The organism is Nostoc sp. EspVER01, assembly GCF_034530635.1.
GTDB lineage: Bacteria > Cyanobacteriota > Cyanobacteriia > Cyanobacteriales > Nostocaceae > Nostoc.
This window is the reverse complement of the sequence record NZ_JAVRCS010000015.1, coordinates 1-20,398: the sequence shown is the minus strand read 5'-3', so window position 1 is coordinate 20,398 and position 20,398 is coordinate 1. Positions and strand designations below refer to the sequence as shown.

The 20,398-nt window shown below is 40.3% G+C and carries 15 protein-coding genes; 9 read left to right on the top strand and 6 right to left on the bottom strand.

Translation table 11 applies throughout. The features are described from left to right. The first annotated feature begins 308 nt into the window (after nucleotides 1-308). The 5 genes from RMX69_RS14975 (at nucleotide 309) to RMX69_RS14955 (ending at nucleotide 4,986) form a co-directional block, all read left to right on the top strand. Nucleotides 309-677, top strand: coding sequence for a Crp/Fnr family transcriptional regulator (locus tag RMX69_RS14975; RefSeq protein ID WP_289797163.1), 369 nt, complete (start codon nucleotides 309-311; stop codon nucleotides 675-677). Nucleotides 678-782: 105 nt separating this feature from the next. After that, nucleotides 783-1,145 carry a Lin0512 family protein gene (locus RMX69_RS14970; protein WP_289799992.1) on the top strand — a complete coding sequence of 121 codons (363 nt, stop codon included), beginning with the start codon at nucleotides 783-785 and terminating at the stop codon, nucleotides 1,143-1,145. A gap of 299 nt (nucleotides 1,146-1,444) precedes the next feature. Beyond that, nucleotides 1,445-2,386 (top strand): radical SAM protein, encoded by a 942-nt coding sequence (locus RMX69_RS14965; RefSeq protein ID WP_289797162.1) that lies wholly within the window; start codon nucleotides 1,445-1,447, stop codon nucleotides 2,384-2,386. Between the two features lie 637 nt (nucleotides 2,387-3,023). Continuing rightward, nucleotides 3,024-4,382, top strand: coding sequence for a Rieske 2Fe-2S domain-containing protein (locus RMX69_RS14960; protein WP_289797161.1), 1,359 nt, complete (start codon nucleotides 3,024-3,026; stop codon nucleotides 4,380-4,382). Nucleotides 4,383-4,647: 265 nt separating this feature from the next. After that, entirely contained in the window at nucleotides 4,648-4,986 is a 339-nt protein-coding gene (locus RMX69_RS14955; RefSeq protein ID WP_289797160.1) for a hypothetical protein, read from the top strand. A gap of 205 nt (nucleotides 4,987-5,191) precedes the next feature. Here the strand turns inward: RMX69_RS14955 and RMX69_RS14950 are convergent, their stop codons facing one another. Then, nucleotides 5,192-10,588, bottom strand: coding sequence for a translocation/assembly module TamB domain-containing protein (locus tag RMX69_RS14950; RefSeq protein WP_322637911.1), 5,397 nt, complete (start codon nucleotides 10,586-10,588; stop codon nucleotides 5,192-5,194). 561 nt (nucleotides 10,589-11,149) lie between these two features. Here RMX69_RS14950 and RMX69_RS14945 point away from each other — a divergent pair. Continuing rightward, nucleotides 11,150-11,335, top strand: coding sequence for a hypothetical protein (locus RMX69_RS14945; RefSeq protein WP_289797158.1), 186 nt, complete (start codon nucleotides 11,150-11,152; stop codon nucleotides 11,333-11,335). 29 nt (nucleotides 11,336-11,364) lie between these two features. Here RMX69_RS14945 and RMX69_RS14940 read toward each other — a convergent pair whose 3' ends face one another. After that, nucleotides 11,365-11,562: a hypothetical protein gene (locus RMX69_RS14940; protein WP_289797157.1), complete on the bottom strand. Its 198-nt coding sequence runs from the start codon at nucleotides 11,560-11,562 to the stop codon at nucleotides 11,365-11,367. Between the two features lie 644 nt (nucleotides 11,563-12,206). Here RMX69_RS14940 and RMX69_RS14935 point away from each other — a divergent pair. Further along, nucleotides 12,207-13,460, top strand: coding sequence for a DUF4912 domain-containing protein (locus tag RMX69_RS14935; protein ID WP_289797156.1), 1,254 nt, complete (start codon nucleotides 12,207-12,209; stop codon nucleotides 13,458-13,460). Nucleotides 13,461-13,545: 85 nt separating this feature from the next. Continuing rightward, nucleotides 13,546-14,472 carry a phosphodiester glycosidase family protein gene (locus RMX69_RS14930; RefSeq protein WP_289797155.1) on the top strand — a complete coding sequence of 309 codons (927 nt, stop codon included), beginning with the start codon at nucleotides 13,546-13,548 and terminating at the stop codon, nucleotides 14,470-14,472. A 143-nt stretch (nucleotides 14,473-14,615) separates the two neighbouring features. On the opposite strand, the gene crtR is transcribed toward RMX69_RS14930, so the two are convergent. Beyond that, nucleotides 14,616-15,677 carry a beta-carotene hydroxylase gene (gene crtR, locus RMX69_RS14925; protein ID WP_322637910.1) on the bottom strand — a complete coding sequence of 354 codons (1,062 nt, stop codon included), beginning with the start codon at nucleotides 15,675-15,677 and terminating at the stop codon, nucleotides 14,616-14,618. Nucleotides 15,678-16,419: 742 nt separating this feature from the next. Here crtR and RMX69_RS14920 point away from each other — a divergent pair. Beyond that, nucleotides 16,420-16,842, top strand: coding sequence for a lysozyme inhibitor LprI family protein (locus tag RMX69_RS14920; RefSeq protein WP_322637909.1), 423 nt, complete (start codon nucleotides 16,420-16,422; stop codon nucleotides 16,840-16,842). Between the two features lie 257 nt (nucleotides 16,843-17,099). Here RMX69_RS14920 and RMX69_RS14915 read toward each other — a convergent pair whose 3' ends face one another. Genes RMX69_RS14915 through RMX69_RS14905 form a run of 3 tightly spaced genes read right to left on the bottom strand, consistent with a single transcriptional unit; the run spans nucleotide 17,100 to nucleotide 20,125 of the window. Further along, nucleotides 17,100-17,807, bottom strand: coding sequence for an actin-binding WH2 domain-containing protein (locus tag RMX69_RS14915; RefSeq protein WP_289797152.1), 708 nt, complete (start codon nucleotides 17,805-17,807; stop codon nucleotides 17,100-17,102). 42 nt (nucleotides 17,808-17,849) lie between these two features. Further along, on the bottom strand, nucleotides 17,850-18,554 hold the full coding sequence (locus tag RMX69_RS14910) for an actin-binding WH2 domain-containing protein (RefSeq protein ID WP_322637908.1): 705 nt from the start codon (nucleotides 18,552-18,554) through the stop codon (nucleotides 17,850-17,852). Nucleotides 18,555-18,577: 23 nt separating this feature from the next. Beyond that, entirely contained in the window at nucleotides 18,578-20,125 is a 1,548-nt protein-coding gene (locus tag RMX69_RS14905) for an FAD-dependent oxidoreductase (protein WP_322637907.1), read from the bottom strand. Nucleotides 20,126-20,398: the final 273 nt, after the last annotated feature.

Here is a 20,398-nt window from a genome sequence, read left to right as displayed (position 1 = left end):
AACAAGCCTCAAACCCATGTAGGGCAAAGAAAATGCACCAAATGATCCAAAATGCTTGAAACGCATATATATCAATAAACTAAGCAAAACGATGTCAAAGTCTTTCTGTATATAGATTTGATGGTTTTTTCTAGCTACTTTTTGTCTAAGTTGCATTAAAAAACCACTGTTGCGAGAAAATTTAAAGCCAGAGCCGATATTAGAGACAACGTGTAAATCAAGGGAACAGAAAGTAGTATACTTTTCTGGGTTCGCCTAAAGCTATCAAAAAGTTTCGTCTAAAAACCAAGAATTTTGGGGTTGCTCTAATGCTAAGTCCTGTAATCACAGTCAGTATATTTCAAAAACAACCCGACCCTAAAGCATTTTCAGCAGGCCAAGTCATCTTTGAAGAAGGACAGTCTGGTGATGAAATGTATGGAATTATCGAAGGAGAGGTAGATATATTAGTCAATGGCAAAGTTGTAGAAACCATTGAAACAGGCGAAATTTTTGGTGCAGGGGTACTTGTAGGAGTCAAAAGTAGAACTTACGCAGCTATTGCCAAGGTGGATACCAAGCTGGGTTTTCTTGATGAGCAAGGGTTTCTCTTTGCTGTTCAGGAAACACCCGTGTTTGCTCTACAGGTGATGAAAAGTTACTCAGAGCGTCTGAGTCGCTTGCAACGTATGGTGTAAGGCAGAGGGCAGAAGGATGCAGTAAGTTGCAAGGTTTTTTTCCAAGTAGCTTCTCTAACTTCTGCCTTTTTTAGTGTCAAAATGCAAGATTTACCGGAGTTAGCAATGGCGCGTAAACGCTTGATTATCGAGATGGGGATGGGAATAGATCAGCATGGACAAGAACCAACAGTAGCAGCATCTAGGGCAGTACGTAATGCGATCGCTCACAATGCTTTACCTGGTGTTTGGGAAGTCGCAGGTTTAAGTCATCCCAATGAAATGATTATAGAGGTTCAGGTGGCAGTGCCATATCCAGAACAAGTTAGAGAAGAAGAAGTACTCGCTGTATTACCATTTGGGCGAAAAACCCTCACGGTAGAATCTGGAGGGATGATCGTTCAAGGGCGGGCGATTCCCGAACTCAATGATAAAAATGACGAAATGTTAATTGCGATCGCTGCTGTTACAGTTATAATTGAAAATTGAGTAGCTAAAGTCAATAGTCTTCCCTAATTTACGATAATTGACATAGAGCAAAGCTAGATGATGCACACCTTTTTGTGTATGATCGCAAAAATTTATCCTATTTCCAAAAATCTTTGTAACAAATGAATCGGTTGTAGGGGCCTACCCTTGTAAATAGTGCAAAGTTAAGCTTTGAGCTACTTTTTAAGTATATTCTGTATCTTCCAAGTTTTCCCAAATAGAGCGACTTTAAGAAGAATGACATTTTGCTTATATCCAAAATAGTCAATATCTAACAGAACTTTAAAGTAGGAGGAAAAATGTACACTATATCAAACAATAAAATTGATACAGGAAGATATTGTGAAATTAATGTAGTGCATCATTGTAATTTATCATGCCGTGCTTGTACTCATTTATCCCCAGGTGTTGCCAAATATATTGCTGATCCACAAAAGATATACAGTGATCTTTCTATTTTATCCAAATTCTATATTCCACGAGGAGTTAAATTAGTTGGGGGAGAACCTTTACTACATCCGAATATAATTCAAATAATTGAAGCAGTTCGGGCATCAGGCATAACTAAGTTTGTTAAAATGGTAACGAACGGTCATTTACTTTCAAAAGTACCGGATCTGTTTTGGGAAAAAATTGATGCTATAGAAATTTCACTTTATCCAAGTAAAACCATAAATCCTGAAACTTTAAAAACATTCAAACAAAAAGCTAAAGACTCTAAAACAATTTTAGAATCTTATTATTGGGATGACTTCCGCGAATCTTATTCTGAATTAGGCACGGAAAATACAGAATTAGTCCAAAAAATTTATTCAACTTGCGCTGTAGCTCATATTTGGCGCTCTCATACTGTTTCAGAAGGATATTTGTATAAATGCCCCCAAGCGGTGTTTATTCCGAAAGTTATTAAAAAACAAAATCTCCAAAATGACGGAATTAAAATTACTGACTCTGGAGATTTTTTTGGAAAATTATTAGCTTACTTAAAGTCGGAAGAACCTTTAAAATCTTGTTCTCATTGCTTAGGTTGTGTAGGAAAAAGATTTACCCATGAGCAAGTGAATCCTAAGCTATGGCGCTCTCCGCAACAATTGACATCTGAAGAACTTGTTGATTTAGATTATTTAAGCTTTTTAGAAAAACAACCATCTCAAGCAAAAGCCTGCCATAGGAAAGTTTCTTTATTGGAAAAAATTACTAAAATAAAAACTAGGCTATTCAATATAAATTATCGCAGGTAATTGTCGCTCTTTAGCTTTGCTTATAGCGGTTCCCACTCAAATGCGGTACAAAATTATATCGCAAGGTGTAGGGGCAATTCATGAATTGCCCCTACGAGTGTACCTCACGTGAACGAGAACCGCTGTACAACAATTCTTTTCCCGTGGTAATGAATCTGAACTTCTGACGGTAATATCATGTCCGCTTGATTGCTTATTAAACTCGAAGAACCCCACCCCCGCCAAAGCTACGCTTTGTCTCCCCTCCCGAAGAGCGGGGAGGGGATTAAGGGGCTTTCAAGGGCAGGTTTTTAGGCTTTCGATAAATAGTTGAGAATGTTCTCAATTATTGAACGTAGTTTTAAGTTCTCAGACAATGATTTTGATTTTAAAATCCCAAAAATTTGTCTAATCAAAAAAACCTGCCCCAGAAAGGGATTAAGGGGTGGGGTGCAATGACTGTGGTTAGCATAACTAATTATGCGGACATGATATAAGTCTTCAAACCGCGAAACAGCATTACTTTTTCCCCAGGCTAATTTTGAAGAAACGTGAGTTAAGGGATTTCCAAGCTTCACCCTAGAAATATTCTATCTTTGGGATTAAGTAATATCTGCATAATAAAAAGAGATAAAATTATATAAACCTGGAGAACAATATGTCATTAGAAACAGAAACACTACAGGCGACACCACCAACTTCTACTTTTGAGAAACTAGAGGAAAAGCAAGAATTTAACTGGAGGCAATGCTGGTATCCCGTCACCTTTGTACAAGACTTGCCTGCCAACCGCCCTCATAGCTTTTCCTTGTACGATGAACCTTTGGTTTTGTTCAAAAACAAAGATGGACAATTTATCTGTTTAGCAGATCGTTGTCCTCACCGTACAGCGAAACTTTCTGAAGGACAAATTATTGACGGCAAAATTGAGTGCTTATATCACGGTTGGCAGTTTGGCAGTGATGGCCAATGTCTGCACATTCCCCAATTAGCAACAGATGCAAAAATTCCAGTCAATGCTTGCGTGCCATCCTTTAAAGTTGTGGAACGCCAAGGTATGATTTGGGTATGGGCTGGCGAAAAAGAAACTGCTGTTGATGAAATTATTCCAACTTTGCCAGATTTAGATAAGTCAGGATTTGTGTGTGCAGACTTTACATTGGATCTGCCTTATGACCAAACATATCTAGTAGAAAATGTTATCGATCCAGCTCATGTTGCTATTAGCCATAATAGCACTAGAGGGGGTGGTAATCGTAAAAATGCTCAACCGCTAGAAATGGAAGTGCTAGAGAATTCGGCTCAGGGGATTAAAGGCAGGTGGCGGGGAGCTAACAAATCAAATGAAGCCTGGAAGTATGTTGATTTTGTTGCTCCAAGTCTTGTGCTAAACACTGCTTATATTGAAAAAAAAGATTGGACATTTGGACTAGCTTTGTATTCAATTCCTTTAGGTAAAGGGCGATGCCGTCTTTTAGCTAGAGGTTATCGTAATTTCATGACTTGGGGAGTTAAGCTGAGGCCGCGCTGGCTGGATCACTTGAATACGAACAAAATATTGGAGCAGGATTTGCCTCTAATTGCGGGACAACAAGCAGAAATTGAGCGCTTAGGAAGAAGTCTCAAAGAATTATATTTGCCGCTGAAAACATCTGACACATTAGTGATTGAGTACCGCAAGTGGCTAGATAAATTTGGGTCATCTTTGCCTTTTTATCATGGCTATTCTACATTTAAAAATGTTGAGAATGACGAGTTGAATTCAAAGCCAATTTTGCTAGACAGATTTTCACGACACACACTTATTTGTAGTTCTTGCAATCGAGCTTATCAAGTTACAAATAGGGTTAAACAAGGTTGTATAGGAGTAGCGATCGCTCTAGCGGCTATAGCAATACTTGCAGATGATTTTAGAATCAAAATCGCAGCAATATCGGTTTCCATAGCAGCAATTGTCATCTCTGTTATGGCTCATACACTCAAAACTCACTTTGAGCATTCCTACACTCGTCACTAAAATAGGTGCTGGGAACAGTTCGTAGTAAGGACTTTAGTCCTTATTTTCTAAGCACTAAAGTTCTTACTACAAACTTTTCATTACTAGCTTAGATATTGTACTGATAGATGTGTGGTAAATTTGCTCACCTCAAACGATTTGCTCAAACCCCAAGTCTTGTTAAGTCACGATCGAGTTAGTGGGTCTGCGCTAAAGTAAAAATATTGGGATAAAAATCTCTGGCAGTAAGTTCAATAGACCACTAATCTTTACCACTGCGGCGATCATGTCTCAAGAGCATAACGAATCACTCCAAATTCAGGAAATCACCAAACTCAAACCGAAACACTTTGCTGATTTAGTCAGATCGGCACAACTGGTTTTCGACCCTACAGCCGGAGTTTCGGGAAGACATATAACAGTTGACTGGGAACAATTCGGAATTCCCCGTGATGTTGCAGATAATCTCAAATCACTTGGTCAGCAATACCAGTATGCATCTCCTCACATCCCTGTTGAAGACATTTGGAGTAAATTAACTCCAGAAACTCGTATTTGGTTTGTTGAAAATAAAGATCGGTTGTGGCAGCTTGAAGAAGCTTTCCCAGCCCTTGACGAAGATTGAAGAGGATATGAGGTAGAAGGTTGTCACCTTCTGCCTCTCTACAAGGATAAGCAAGCAAAAACTGCGATGGCGTAACCGCCCGCTGGAAGCGATCGCAAGCAAATAGCAAATAGTTAAGCCTACAACCCTCATGTAGAGACGCGATTTATCGCGTCTTAGAAAGACCAATTATCTACACCAATAACCCTTAACCAAGCGTATTAATCTAAAATCGGGTTTCATACTCAACTTGGAGTTGATTTTCATCCCCCAAATCAGTTGAGCCTCGCATCAGAATTTCGTCATTGACTCGATAAAGCACATTGTAACGAAAAGAGTCATTGCTAGAAAGAGCGCGTGATAAAGAGGCAGAGAAATTTTTATTGATGTCAAACACACCTTCTGCTGATAAATTCAGAATTGAAGCTCTCGATGCTTCATTGGTAGATGGAGTCGGAAATATCCGAAATTCACTAAAACCAACAGCCTGTCCGATCGCAGTGATAGTTCCTTGTAAACTACCTAAAATGGTAGAACTAGCGAAATTAGTCAGCCCTTGGCCTGCATCTGCTTGACCAAAAGAACCCAGAATTGAGCCACCCAGCAGAGCAACTATTTCTCCCTTACTACGGCTAGGTTCGCTCGTCAGTTCTAGATTCTCACCCAATTTACTAGCTGGCCCGTTCACCCTAGCTTGAACGCGAACGCTACGTAAAGTCCCAAAGTTATTGACAGAAACATCGCTGACTTCAGAAGACAAGGGTGATTCCAAAGTTTGAGTGTTCCTTGCTGATGCTTCCGGTACAATTGCCGTCAATCGAACATCCAAAGTCGGGTCAAGTCCTTGACTTGGAGTAAACCGCGCAGTTTGTTCATAGCCCCGCGCCAAGGTAAACTCAGTGGAAAATAAGCTCAGTCGTCCTCCTGTCAAACGAATGACTCCTTGAGGAAGTGGTTTGGCTAATGTACCATTAATGGTCAAGCCGCCTTTAGCGTCAAAGCTCAATAAAGGCTGACTCAATGCCTCTCCTCCTGGTACAAAGCTTAAGAAGGACTGAGTTGTAACCCGAATATCTTTGTCTAAAATCAACTTTAAATCTGCAAACTCTACAGGTAAATTGGGTGGAGTTGCAGGAAGAGTGCTTGCGTCTGCTGTCGCCACTAGCTTAGTACTTCCATCTACTGTAGCCACTGGCTTAGTGTTATTCTCTGCTGTCGGTGTGACGTTAGAGTTAGCCTCTTGTCTATCTAGATTTATGACCTTAGTATTAGCCTCAGTTGTAGCTGCTGATTTTTTAGCGGTAGTAGTCGAATTGCCAATAATTACCTTACCATCACTCAGTTTAATCTCTCCGCCAATTACAGGTTTTAAGGCTGTGCCGCGAATCACGACATCGCCACCAACACCACCTTCATACAATCCTGCAAGCTTAAAATTGAGTTTGTCTGCGATTGATACTGTGAGGGGATTCGCTGCGGCTTGTTGAGCATCAAAAATTGGCAAGATACCTGATGCAGTTACTTGCCCTTGATTGTAATTACCTTGGATATTTTCAACGCTTACCGTACTACCATTAAATAGTGCTGTTCCTGTGACATTCGTGAGAGGATCGGATAAAGCTTGAGCGCTAAAAGTAGCATTATTAAATGTGGCGTTGCCGTTAATAATTGGTTCGTTTAAAGTACCTTTAACGTTTAAATCTACTTTTCCTTGACCGTCTACCCAAGCGACTTGATTGTTGGTCAACAGATTTAACAGTGCCAATCCTTCATTTTGCACATTGGCGTTGATGCTGATTTGATTGCTATCAGGTTGCACTTCGGCAAAAGGTAACGGTGCAGGTACGCTACCTGTAATGGCGACTGGCTGCGTTCCTGTCACGAGTAAGGTACTATCAAAATTCAAGCGAGCTTTGTTGTAATCAAAATTCACCTCTCCTGTTTGCACAGGTTGTTTGTTAAGAGTCGCATTCGCTAGCGCCACTTTCCCTTGAACTCTGGGGTCTTGCAAACTACCTGCTAAAGTGGCATCAGCATTTACATTACCAGTGATATCTACGGGGTATTTTTCGATAAAAGGCTCTAAAAGTGATAGAGGTAGACTGGCTACATTCAATTTTCCAGATACTTGGTCAGTTCCTAACTGTCCTGAAAAGGCCACTAGTCCTTGATTAATCCCCACACTCAAGGGCGAAAGGGTGACGATACCATCGGCAAAAGTGCCTTGAGCAACAACTTGATTAATGGAATAATTACCCCATTGCCAGTTAGCACCTTGAAAATTAAAGCCGACATTCAACCCAGATTTTAACGAGCCATTGGCTGTAATTGCTCCGTTTAAAGCACCTGTTAATTCTGCAAGGCTAGGCAAAGATGGGGTTTGTTTTGTTTCTACTTGCTGTTGTTTTGCAATTCCTGCTGTAATATTCGAGAAATATGCTAACTGTGTTTTCAAATCTGCATCGGGCAAACTGATAGATTCAGTTTCAAGTGCTTCTGCACCAGCTAACGTCGGAGGCTGCAACCCCGTACTCAGGTCTTGAAAGTCGAAGATATTAAACGCTTGTAAAAGTCTCTGGATTTTGGCTTGGGCAAAATTAGCTTGGAATTGAAATTGCGGATCATTCCCTGCTTGCACATTACCACTGAGAGCGATGTTGCTATCGCCAATCCGCAATTGACCATTAGCCAAGCTAGCCGTACCATCAGCATAATTGATGCTGCCGCGAAATTCATCGGCTGCAACTCTGGCAACACGAGGCCCTGCGATCGCCACATCTCCCGCAATGGCATAATTATTCAGATTGACAACTAAATTACCCGATAGTTGCCCGCCCAATGGTTTCAATTGATTGTTAGGTAAAAAGCCGCCAACCAGAGCGATGGGAAACTGTTGGGCGTTGATTATCAAGTTATCTCCCTCAGTTCTACCTGTAGTAACTGCCTCATCGCGTTTAACTAAAAATGAGGTGGGACGATAATCTGCACCTAAGTTAAGCGCAATCCGATCTTGTTTCCCAGCTAATCGTAGACTTCCCCCTTGTCCCCCTTGAAAATTCACATTTCCGGTTAAAAGTGGGTCAAATGCCAAGTTACTGACATTGAAATTCCGCAGTCGGATATTCCCATTAGCTTGGGGGACATCTGGAGTACCTGTAACTTTTCCATTAAAATCAAGTCGTCCTGCTATTGCTACGTCCCCAGGAACTTTAAAACCAGTATTTTGTAAGTTGAAATTCTGCGCCAGTACATTTAAATCAAATCCGGTAATTTGGGGTGCGCCAGTTGGGGGAGACTGAATAGCGATCGCACCATTAGCATTAAATCCTGCGGTACTTGCGTTTTCAACGATAATCTGCTGTCCATTCCACTGAAATCTTGCAGTCAGCGGTTTTGCCAGCTGCGCTACTCCTTGGGGAAGGCTGATTTGTCCGGCGGCGCGAATATCCGCAAGCTGGAAGGATTGGGTTGTGCCAGCTACCTGTATATTGCTATTCAGCCGTCCTCGCAGTTGTGGTGAAAAACGGCTGAGTTGAATTTGAGAAGTTTTGACAGATCCTTGCCAGCGTTGTTGTGCAAGTTGACCTTGAGCTGTGATTGTCCCACCAGCGACGTTCACAACCGCATCGGGAAAGACGATATTCTCTCCTTGTTTGGTAACAACAACTCGTCCGCTAGTAGGATAGGTGGCACTTGGCGCTTGCACCCGCGCGACTGTTTGCAGATTGCTCAGAGTGCCGGAAATATCGGCATTTGCCGAGACATTCCCAATGGTGATGGAGGGTGAGGAATTGTAGGCTTTGGCGATCGCATCCCCTGGTATATTTTTTGCTTGCACATTCAACGCTACCCTACCTTGGGGTGCAAGCTGAACTCGTCCGCTAGCTGTGACTTGCCCTCCCACATCTGGATTGGCTTGAACGCGAGAAACGTTGACGTTTAACGGTGTACCCAGAGAACCAGTAATTTTTGCGTTCGCAGATATACCACCAACATTAATGGGAGTTGAAATTCCATAACCTTGAGCGATCGCATTTCCTGGAATACCTTGAGCTTGAATATCTACGCCTACCTGTCCTTGAGGAGCAAGTTGAATTTGACCATTGGCGGTGATTTGTCCTCCGGCTGGCGGCGTTACCTGAACATTGGAAACATCAAGTTTTAAAGGCTGTTTACGAAGTGAGCCAGAAATTTGAGCTTTTGCGGAAACATTTCCCACTGCGATCGGGAGAGTAACGCCATAGCTGCGTGCTAGTATATCTCCTGATATCCCATCAGCTTGCGCATTAAATATTACCCCATCTTTTGTTCCTAGATTAGCTTGACCACCGCCGATAATTTGACCACCTGCTGCGGGGACTATTTTTAGATTGGAGACAGTTAGTTGAGATGCAGTTTGAGATGCATTCAAGCGAAAATCAGTGTTGATGGTTTTAAATTGAACGCGATCGACTTGAATCGGTTTGGTGTTACTTACCGTACCACTGACGACTGGTTGCTGAAGTGCGCCTAGTATTTTAATATTTGCTTGAATTTCGCCACTAGCCGGGACTGACGAATTCACTTTCAGGGTATCTAAGATATTTTTCGCAGTAACAGGTTTTATCTGAGCAGAAACATTAAAACCTGTTTGACTATTAATTGTTCCATTAGCCAGAATGGGAACTTTGCCAAAGTTTGTACTCAGATTATCTAAAGTAACTGTCTGACCCTGAAATAAAAATTTCCCATTAAAATTAGAAACCGGCTGAGGAAGATTTTGAATTTTAGCGGTGACTTGATTGGCTGTAGCTGTTCCCGTAATTGCGATGTCTGAAAGTTTGGGTGGAATCTGCACCCCTAAGTCAGCATTTAAATACCCTGCTTGCAGCGCGATGGGTAACTGAATTAATCGAGTGATATCAGATGCTTGTAAATTTTGTGTTGAAAGCTGGAGGTTAGTTTGTTGAGCTTTGAGTTGGGTTTCGCCAACAATTTTAACAGCCCCTCCCCTAGTGAGTTGAGTATTGAAGTCATAACCGATTCTTTGATTTTGATCGGAAAATCGGGCAATCCCACCAACTCGATCTAATATTACTGAGCCTTTGGGTTTAGTTGGTGCAGCGAATGGCATCAATTCTATATTGCCATCTTGAATTTGAAGTGACTGCAACTCAGTTTGAATAAAGCTTTGTCCCTCCCCAGCCTTAACTTGGGCTGTCACCCAACGCCCATCTTTATCCTGTTGAACGTAGACGTTGGGTTGAATTAAGGTGACATTTAATGCCAGTTTTCGGGTAAGAAGAAGTTGCAGCGGCGAGAACTGCACCTCCAAAGCTTTTGCTACCACCCGATCTTGATCGCTGGGAGTTGCTGGTATCGATAGAGAGCTAAATCTCAGACTAGAAAGCGAAAAACGTTCAACGTTCCCAACTTTTACCGGACGCCCCAGTAATTGCTCAAGATTTTGCTGTACTAACGGTGCTAAATCTTTGTATACATAGTTTCTAGCCCACCAAGCACCAACTATAATTCCAACTAGTAAAACCCCACCCAGAGCCAAACTGGTACGTCCTAAAAGCAGGAGCCACAGACGACGATTAGATGGTTCCTGATTGTTTTCTGAATTTGGCGATCGCGTCATGATTGTTAGTACTACCAGTAATTTTTCTGGAGTGAGGCTAGAGACAAATTAGTTAGTTGTATCCGCAAGTTACAATTTATGGTTTCACAATATCAGGACTTACGCAAGAACTTTGTGGCAAGCTGCTGGTATTTTTTAGGAGAGGCTGTGTCAATAAGACGCATTTACGGTGTGTTTATGTTATTTCATAATTTCGCGTAATTCCTGAATTGATTTCGATTAATAATTTATTACCAGACATTAGTTTTGTTGGTTTTTAAACTTGGAAACTTTGCTGGTATTAGGAAGATTATTTATAATTTTATGTGCGTCTTCAACAGAATTGGTGTGGATATTATCTTTCAGAAATTAGGTAACATTTTATGATTAAATTACTTTGCGATCGCACCTGTATATACGACTCTGGTTATAAAATTTCATCTTTATAAAATCTAACTTAGTATAGATGACGATGGTAATTAATCTTAGATTTGCAAGTAATGTAGAGTAGAAAGTCACTTCTTGAAGCTGGATTTAGATCCTCGAATAACGCGATGCGAATGTCTACGACACACTAGTTGAATGCACTTACAAAATATTTGTGAAGAAAACTTAGCCTTACGTCAAGTTCTCAAAGAATTTTATTCGGTAATTCATCAAGTCAAATTTGAGACTATGACTGTGCTATTAAACATCAATACGCCAGAAATATATCAAGAAAAACTAAATACCAAAATTCCCGACTTTTTAGAGAAGTCGGGAATCTGAGCTTTTCGATTCCTCTTTCGCAAACCCAATTAATCATCAGTTGGATCGTCAATCATTTCTGGTACTAAAGCTGGGTTACTTTTACGTTCTTCTGGTGATTGCTCCCGAATAACATCGTCTATTCTCGCAGGGTGTTTGATTTTGTCCAGTACCTCTGGACTTAATTGTGGCGCATCACCTTCTGGATTAGACTTTTCAGCCTGACTAGGAACTGTTTCCTTATTCATAATTATTTCCCTAAACCCTAAACCTATACGCCAAGCTTAAGTTCTTCGATGGTCGGGTACACACTATCTTGGGACTTAATTTCACATAACGGTGGGAAGAAAGGCATCGCTAAAGTAACGATTAACTAAGTTTGCCCCACGTTTTGGTTTGCGATCGATATTGGCCAACTAGGAATTTAGTGGTGGGTTCAATGCCTAATCCCTTTGAATCCTACTCCTTTCTTTGTGGATTGTGATTTTTGGCTAACCAAAAGCGCAATGTCATGAAAGATTGATATTGTTGCTATTGCTCAACGTGTAAACCACCAAAAATGTTATGAAAACATGACAATTAGATCCCAGAAGGGCTGATAAATTCGTGAAACAGCTAAAAAACCTACTTCTTACCCCTTGATCCCTAGATATGCTTAGTGGTTAATATTGACTTAACAAATAAAAATCCTCCGATCCCAAAGAAATGCTAATTTTGGCACAATAAGGAATTGAAAGGGTGTTAGCTCAATTTAAAAACAGATTAAAAAACTTAAAAACTGGGCAAAACCAGGAGTCAGGATAAAAAATTCATCTGGAATGGATGAGATTTTACATAGCATTCTTTAACCAGGGGAAATCATTTACCGCTTAAACTACTGGAGGCCAAATTAATGGCAAAAGAACGCCCGCCACTAGAGGAGATGACTTTACGCCAACTACGCAAAGTTGCTAGCGAATATAGCATCTCTCGCTATAGCCGAATGCGTAAATCACAACTACTGGCATCAATACAAGAAGTCCAGCGTAGCAGAACCTTACTCAGTCCATCTCGTTCATTGGAGGCACAAGAAACCGTGGAAGCTGCAAAGTTTGAATTAGGTCAGGAAGATCGTACTGGCGGATCTTTAGCTGATGTTGATGAAGGACTGGCAGATTTGCCCTCTGGCTATGGTGAAAGCCGGATTGTACTCTTACCGCGCGATCCTCAGTGGGCTTACACTTACTGGGATGTTCCCAATGAACACAAAGAGGAACTGCGTCGGCAAGGCGGACAACAACTAGCACTACGGATTTATGATGTCACCGACATCGATATCGAATACCAAAGCCCACATAGTATTCAAGAATATCCCGCTGATGAACTAGCTAGAGAATGGTATATACCAGTTCCAGTTAGCGATCGCGATTATACAATCGATATTGGCTATCGTGCTGCTGATGGTCGTTGGTTAGTACTAGCTCGTTCTAGTAGAGTACACATTCCTCCTGTCTATCCTTCTGACTGGATTGAGGATGTCTTCATCACTGTAAATTTTGAAGAAGATTTACGTGGCAAAACTCAGTACGAACTAGTTCCTCCTGCCAAGAAGATTGCAGCTACCGCCAACGGCAATGTTGGTAATGCTGTGAATGGCAACCCCATCTACGACGAAATATTTGGTTTAGCAGAATCTGCCGAAGCACTACGGGTTGCTGGTTCTATCTTCGGCTCCCAACAAGGTGCAGCGCGTCCTGAACAAGCCATTAGCTCCTACATTTTCCCATCTGGTGTGGGTATGTGGGCAACTCCTACCGTATCTGGCTTAACCGCTTCCGGTGCAGGAATGTCAGGTGTTGGCTTCTCAGCTTCTGCCGTACCAGTGCGTCCGCGCAAGTTCTGGTTAATTGCCGATGCTGAGTTGATAGTCTACGGTGCAACCGAACCCGATGCGACTGTAACCATTGGTGGCCGTCCAATTAAGCTAAATCCAGATGGAACATTCCGCTTCCAGATGTCCTTCCAGGATGGTTTAATTGACTACCCAATTATGGCTGTAGCTGCTGATGGTGAGCAAACCCGCTCAATTCAGATGAAATTTAATCGTGAGACACCATCTCGGAATACTAACACCAAAGAAGAAGCTGTTTTAGAATGGTTCTCTTAAGTTTTGGCTCTGAGATTGACTCCAGACTGAAATTTTAAATTATTCCCCGCTATAGTAATTCTGTAGCGGTTTTTTTTGTATTATTATGTCTACAAAAAAATTATTTTTGTTATTTATCTTGATAATCAGTGCAAGCTTATTATCAGGTTGTCAAAAAATTGAAGCAAATTTAGTCCCAAAAGCGTCTAAAAGTTGCCCTGGCAAAGATGCCAAGTTCAGTATTGATTTTTTTAAAACCAATAATCAAGGTAAAAAAAATCCTAAAGGTATTAATAATGTAATTATTTTTAATCCCAAATCAGCTGAATTAGATTTCAAAGTTAATGTTGGTCTATCTCATAAACTTTATGCCAAAGATAGTAGAGGTAAACTGCGTAAAGAATATGTAGCAAAACAGTTTCGTGAACTCATTGCTGATGAGAATGCCAAGTTAAACGGACAGCTACCCATTGCTGCAATTAATGCGGACTATATAGATACTGAAGATAAACCCCAAGGCTTAAATATTTCTCGTGGCGTAGAGTATTCAGGAGCATTTAAAAATAAACGTTCTTCCTTTGGGGTATCAGGAGGTACACCCCGGCAGCGACAGGCTACTATTCAAGCTGGCAGAAGAACAAATGATATTCTCAATTACAATTTAGTGGGCGGGAATGGCAGATTCTATCGTCAGGGGAAGTTTAAAGATATTTGTCAAGATTTGGGAGAATTTGCTTGTAAAAATGCAACTAATCGCTCTCTAGCAGCTATCACTAATCAAGGCTATGTAATCTTATTAGTTAATGACTTGAAAGCTAATTCCGAGATTGAATTATCTCAACTTAATCAAGAGTTACTGCCAGATATGTTTGATAATGTCCTAGAAGGTATTGCTAGCAATAACTGTTTAGGTAAGATTCAAGAAGGGATTTTATTTGATGGAGGTATGTCTCCAGGATTGTATTACAACCAGAAAACTTATGTAGAAAACCTTGGGCCGATTGGTTCAGTTTTTTTGATTTACAAAAAATAAAATAGTTATAATTCCTAAAATTATTGTGCCCTTCCCCGATGCTTTGTCCTACGGTGTACACACAAGTTCTAAAAACCTAGCTTTATAAGACTTTCCTCGTTTTCTCTCGTTCCCAGTCGGAGACTGGGAACGAGATAGAATGCTTATTTACGACTTTGTGGTTCATCTTGATTTTTAGTTTTTTGATGAGAAAAGCGAATTCCTACAAAGATATCGTAAATAAACTCTAAAAAGTCTTTCTTTTGTAGTAACCCTGAAGTTTGATAACAGCCTTTTTCATCTAATAAAGGCTTCATCAGATAGTATGTAGACTGATACTTGTACCAGGGAATACAAGTCCATAAATGATGAATTAAATGGTAGTTCTGGCCTAAAATTAGGATATTAAGAATTGGGCTAGGGTATACACGAGCATTTTTCCAGCGATCGCGTTCAACAAAGGGACGATGGGGCAAATAATCAAAAAACAAGCCCAGTATTAATCCTACGATACCAGAAGGTACAACCCAAAAATTGAGAACGTACATTAAAAAATGATACTGAACTGAGATATAAACAATTGCAACAACAATTGAGCGGCTAATTAACCATTCCCATAGCTCATATTTGCGCCACAGTCGCCGTCGAAAGAAAAACACCTCGTGGGACAAGAATCGAAATGCAATCATCCACAGCGGGCCACCTGTAGAAACAAAATGATCTGGGTCATCTTTGGGATCGTTGACATGAGCATGATGCTGCAAATGTACTCGTGTAAACACTGGGAAAACAAACCCTAGCATCAGGGCGCTACCATGCCCTAATATGGCATTAATGATTCGATTGCGGTGGGCAGATTGGTGACAAGCATCATGAATTACTGTTCCAGCACAATGCAAAGCAATAATATTAAAACTAAAACACAGCCAGTCTGGCCATTGCCAAAGCCAGTAACCACAATGAGATGACACCAGTACTGTCACAGATGCAAAAAACAGTAGTAATGTAGGATTGAAATCACCAGGAGGCGCTAACAATTCCTTCGGTGGAGCTTTCAGCAGTTTTTCTGCTTTTGAAGTTACCGTTCTTACTTCTGTATCTACTACGTCTTTAAATATGACTTCCAAGTTGTTGCCATTTAGCTTTTTATAGTCATCAACGGCTGGGTCGATGATGATTAGGCTTTTGTCCGGGATGTCAAAAAAATTAGGATCTAAAGAGGTCATAATTTTCCTGGTCTTGATTCGTTGATAAAATGGGTTTGAAATCCCAAACTCAGCCAGCACAGAATAGATTTCTTGCCCCGATTAGAGAGATGAAAAGATTGAAAATTTAGCCAATACTCTTCTCTATTCAAATTAGGTATGGACTGTAAGAGATAGGGAATAGAAAAAATTTTTAATTCCTTGTTACACTACACACATAAACAAAAGATTTGATTTTTCATTTCGGGAGTTGCTCCTGTTACTCATAATGCCAGCGACAACAGCATACATAGATTTTGGTTTGATATCGACATTTATCGATTTGCCTAGTCAATGTTTTTTGCGATGTGCTGAAATTGTGCTTTGTTATTGATTGTGTGAAAAACAATTTTCAACAATATAAAGAATACAGTTATTTTAACGATCAATGCAAGAGTTTTATCGGAATTTGGCTGTATAATAAAAATATTTTAGACACAGATATCATACTTCAAACAAAAATATATATTTTATTTGCTTAAATAAAAATCTCATCCCTTTTCGGGATGATGCAATAAGTATATATACTAGCGATCGCTTATCCCTTTTCGATTTCATGCAGTTGCCGTGTTCTTCTTTTAACCAAAACTCCATCGCTGGAGTGTACTGGTAGCCAGAATGAACCATGACACCTCTTTGTGGAGCATACCACTTCCTACTCTGATTCTGAGTTCGAGGCTACCAAAAATATCAAATTTCTATACTTAACAACAAAGATTTTGCTATGCGTCAATTATTACTAGTTTTTTCCAGTATACTAACCCTCAGCAGTTTAAATACTCCTGCGATGACAATAGCAGGTACAACGCCTGATTTATCTGAGATGCGCTTAGTTCAAAAGTTAAACTGCAATAATCCTCAAACTCAAGCAGCAATTAATGAATGTACGAAGTTATCTTATCAGAATGCAGATAGAAAACTGAATCAAGTTTATCAACAATTGATATCTACACTAGAAAGACCTAGAAAACAGAAATTGATTGCTGCACAACTTGCATGGATCAAGTTTCGAGATACCAATTGTGAGTTTGAAAGAAGCAGATATGAGGGCGGAAGTATTGCCTCTAGCATTTATTCTGGTTGTTTGGAAGATACCACAAAACTGCGTACCCAACAATTACAAGAATATCTGAAAACTGACCCTTAAGCTGAAGCTGAAGCTGAAAGTCAGTCTATAAGAAGCTTTTAGAGATTAGACTTGTTGCATGAATCTAAAGCCCTCACCCTAAATCCCTCTCCCACGCTTGGGAGAGGGAATTTGAAGTTTGCATTTGTGCAAGAGGTTTATTGAGTCCGAGACTCAATGAATGCATTCTCAGGCAGCAGCCTGGGAACGAGGAAAAGCTAGGTTTTTATTAACTACTAGTTGTCATTAGGAACTAGAGTAATTATCTTTTTCTGAGATTAACGGAAACCTAAAATTTCGGAAATCGCCCTTACAATATCCAAATAAAAGTTGCCTTTCACTGCCCGAAACAACTCAAATTTAGAGTCAGGCGCACCAAAAAACGGCCTGAGAAACCATCCTAACTGCATACCAACAAAGGCATAAAGCAATAACCAGGATCTTAAAATAGTGGTGCGGGTTTTTTTACCAACTTCATCTTGTTGAGAAAGTAATTGCATTCCTTCATATAGAAACTTCACGCCAAATACGCCTGTAATACCAAAAATAAATACATTCAGCAGTTTAAAAAATTGATAAGAATCGGGTGTAGTGATTAGAAAAAATAGCGTAACTGGTGCCAAGCTAAATAAAAGTACGCTAATCACTGATACAGATGTGAGTAATACAACGAAATGCTGTAAAATACTGCTCCGAGAACCAAACAAAACATTAAAAAAGAACAACGTTGGGAAACAAATAATCAGTGTGATTAAATAGAAAACCGGAAGCTTAATAGCGCCCGATAATGCCTGTCCCCAACTATGGGATGCACCGATAATTGCTCCATAAAGGGCAAAAAATATAGAACTAGTTACGAACAGAGAACTGATTTTATTTTGTAATCGTACTCCCTGACGAATTTCTTCTAAAAATGACTGGCGATCGCGCAGTAAATTAACTAAAACACCAAATTGTTGAATTCCGCGATTTTGCTTTTTCAGCATGATTTTATAGTTTGTATATTTTGTGGAATTACTAATGACTAATTAACGGAATCCAAAGAGATAGCTAAGAGATTTAATGACGCTTAAATAGAAATTACCTTCTCTTTCGCGGAATAGTTCAAACACAGAACCAGGTGTGCCAAAAAACGGTCTGAGAGTCCATCCTAACTGACTGCCTACGAAAGCGTAAAGAAATAGCCAAAATTGTAAAATTTTCTGGCGGGTTTTACTACTTTCATCATCTTGTTCTAAAACTAAACTTGTGGCTTGATATAAAGACGAAATACCAATAAATCCAGTCATGGCAAAGATAAAGACATTTAACAAAATTAGAAATTGGTAATTATTGGTGGTAATTAAGAAAAACAGCGTGATTGGAGCAAAGCTAAATAAAAGTACGCTGGTGACTGAAACCGCAGTTAAGACTAATGCTAAATGCTGGGCAAAACTCCGTTTGGAACCAAAAATGATGTTCGCAAAAAACAACGTCGGGATACAAATCAAAAGTGTGATTAAATAAAGCGCTGGGAGTTTAATGGCGGAAGATAAAGCTTGCATCCAGCTATGGTATGCACCAATAATTCCGCCATAAGCAGCGATGAATAAGGAACTGCAAACCAGCAGCGAAATGATTTTATTTGGTAATCTCGTACCTTGGCGAATTTCCTCTAGAAAACCTTGGCGATCGCGCAGGAATCCAATCAGTACTGCAAAGTATTTGATTCCTGATGATTTCCGTTCCATCATGTTATCCTCACACCGATATTATTCTAAGTTTCATCTGAGTAATCACCGCCAGAACCATACTTCCAAGCATCAATAAAACGATGCCAATAATATTGTTGTTCTTTTGGTTGATTCTTAATCCATGTTTCTAGCATTGGACTTAGCGAAAATAAGGCAGTGTAAACACCTAAATTACTGTAATGTAACATCCAATCTAGCAAACTTGCCAAACCTACTTGCGGAATTATCTTGGCAACTATTCCAGGATGATATAAACCAGTTTTTAACAGTGTTTGCGTTAGTGCCGAAAACTGCACTATATCTTGTAAAAAGGGTTTTAGCACTGGTGTACCTAACTGTTGCATTTCTTGAAATACTGCCGAGAGTAATTGGTTAATTTGATCTGGGGCAATTTTCTGATTTACACCAACACTCATTGCCCTTTGAAATAACCAGGTAACAGTCAAACTCGGCTGGTAGGGTTGCAGCAGTGTTAACGCTTTTGCAGATAATTGTTCTGTTTCTAGCGCTTCGTCAATGCCATAAGTTAAACGCTTGAGGTGACGCACCATCGCCCCAAAACCACCAAAACTCAAGGGAGATTGACTACCACTGCTATCTCCGGCTGGTAGAATACGATTCCAAGGGGTTTTTAGCGGACTTTGGCGATAGGTGGGAAAGAAACCAAATAATGCCCGTTGAAATTTCAGGTTGCTCAACTCCACTCCCTGATATTCTGGTAAAAGACGCAGATATTCCTCAAATAGAGCTTCTAAACTCAAACGTTCAGGATGTGCATCCATGTAGGTAAATAAGTAAGTTGTTCTGCCATCCCTAGCTGGAAAAGCTTCCCAGAAGTATTGGCATTGATTTTGCAACTCAGTGAATGATAATAATAAATCGCCTGAGTTATTTTCTGGAAAACCTTGAGCGCAACTTCCTACAACCAAGCACAGCGCATCTGGTTTTTTGCCTTGGCGTGCTTGTTGGGTGATTGGTGAAAAATGCCCCATCGCGTCGATTAATAACCGAGTTTTGAATTGGTTATTTATCATCACCCCATCGGGATGAACTACTGCTTCGGTAAAGGGTGTGTTTTCTAACAACTTTCCCCCAGCAGCGAGAAATCGGGTTTTCAAAGTAGCTAGTAGATAAACCGGATCTACGCCGATATTCAAGACATCCTCTACCCAAACTTCTGTACCGCCAGCAAAACTAACTCGCGCTGGGTTATATTGAGTTGCGATCGCACTCTCCAATTCTTTCTCAGTCAGCAAGTTTAATTCCACAAACACATCTAATTCTTTGCGAGAAATATTCCACTCTTGTTCCCTCCCCCGCAAAATACCCCGTTCCAGCAATGCTACCCGCAATCCCTTCACCGCCAAGGCGCAACCAATTAAAATGCCCAAAGTGCCACCGCAGATTAGCACATCGAAGTCCGTATCGCCTAAAAGCTGTTGATTTTCTTTAACTAACGTTGGTACTGGTGCGGAGTTTTCGCGCACAGATGTTAAGATGCGATCGCCTTGGCGCAATCCTCCTAAAACATCGCCGGGTAATTGGGAAAGAATTTCTTCAGTTAAAGACATTTTGGAAAAATTTAACTCTACATTCCAAAACTACCTGAGAATGAAGAAAGTAGATACGATGATGAGGAGTCGGAAGATATTTAAGTTACTTGTAGCCTCAATGTTAGTCAACAGGCTAACCCATACAGCACTTCCGGCAGCTATGAGGTACATCCTCAAAGCTGAAAGCTATGATAGAAAAGGGCAAAAAGAAAAACTGTACTGTATTGCATAATAGCTGTCATATCATGTCCGCCAAATTACCCATAATAAAATAACCCCACCCCCAACCCC

Excerpts from the sequence above, each read along its gene's own strand:
- RMX69_RS14940 (WP_289797157.1), bottom strand. The coding sequence starts at position 11,562 with ATGAATAAGGAAACAGTTCCTAGTCAGGCTGAAAAGTCTAATCCAGAA.
- RMX69_RS14915 (WP_289797152.1), bottom strand. The coding sequence starts at position 17,807 with ATGCTGAAAAAGCAAAATCGCGGAATTCAACAATTTGGTGTTTTAGTT.
- crtR (WP_322637910.1), bottom strand. The coding sequence starts at position 15,677 with ATGACCTCTTTAGATCCTAATTTTTTTGACATCCCGGACAAAAGCCTA.
- RMX69_RS14975 (WP_289797163.1), top strand. The coding sequence starts at position 309 with ATGCTAAGTCCTGTAATCACAGTCAGTATATTTCAAAAACAACCCGAC.
- RMX69_RS14905 (WP_322637907.1), bottom strand. The coding sequence starts at position 20,125 with ATGTCTTTAACTGAAGAAATTCTTTCCCAATTACCCGGCGATGTTTTA.
- RMX69_RS14930 (WP_289797155.1), top strand. The coding sequence starts at position 13,546 with ATGTCTACAAAAAAATTATTTTTGTTATTTATCTTGATAATCAGTGCA.
- RMX69_RS14960 (WP_289797161.1), top strand. The coding sequence starts at position 3,024 with ATGTCATTAGAAACAGAAACACTACAGGCGACACCACCAACTTCTACT.
- RMX69_RS14955 (WP_289797160.1), top strand. The coding sequence starts at position 4,648 with ATGTCTCAAGAGCATAACGAATCACTCCAAATTCAGGAAATCACCAAA.
- RMX69_RS14950 (WP_322637911.1), bottom strand. The coding sequence starts at position 10,588 with ATGACGCGATCGCCAAATTCAGAAAACAATCAGGAACCATCTAATCGT.
- RMX69_RS14965 (WP_289797162.1), top strand. The coding sequence starts at position 1,445 with ATGTACACTATATCAAACAATAAAATTGATACAGGAAGATATTGTGAA.
- RMX69_RS14970 (WP_289799992.1), top strand. The coding sequence starts at position 783 with ATGGCGCGTAAACGCTTGATTATCGAGATGGGGATGGGAATAGATCAG.
- RMX69_RS14945 (WP_289797158.1), top strand. The coding sequence starts at position 11,150 with ATGCACTTACAAAATATTTGTGAAGAAAACTTAGCCTTACGTCAAGTT.
- RMX69_RS14935 (WP_289797156.1), top strand. The coding sequence starts at position 12,207 with ATGGCAAAAGAACGCCCGCCACTAGAGGAGATGACTTTACGCCAACTA.
- RMX69_RS14920 (WP_322637909.1), top strand. The coding sequence starts at position 16,420 with ATGCGTCAATTATTACTAGTTTTTTCCAGTATACTAACCCTCAGCAGT.
- RMX69_RS14910 (WP_322637908.1), bottom strand. The coding sequence starts at position 18,554 with ATGATGGAACGGAAATCATCAGGAATCAAATACTTTGCAGTACTGATT.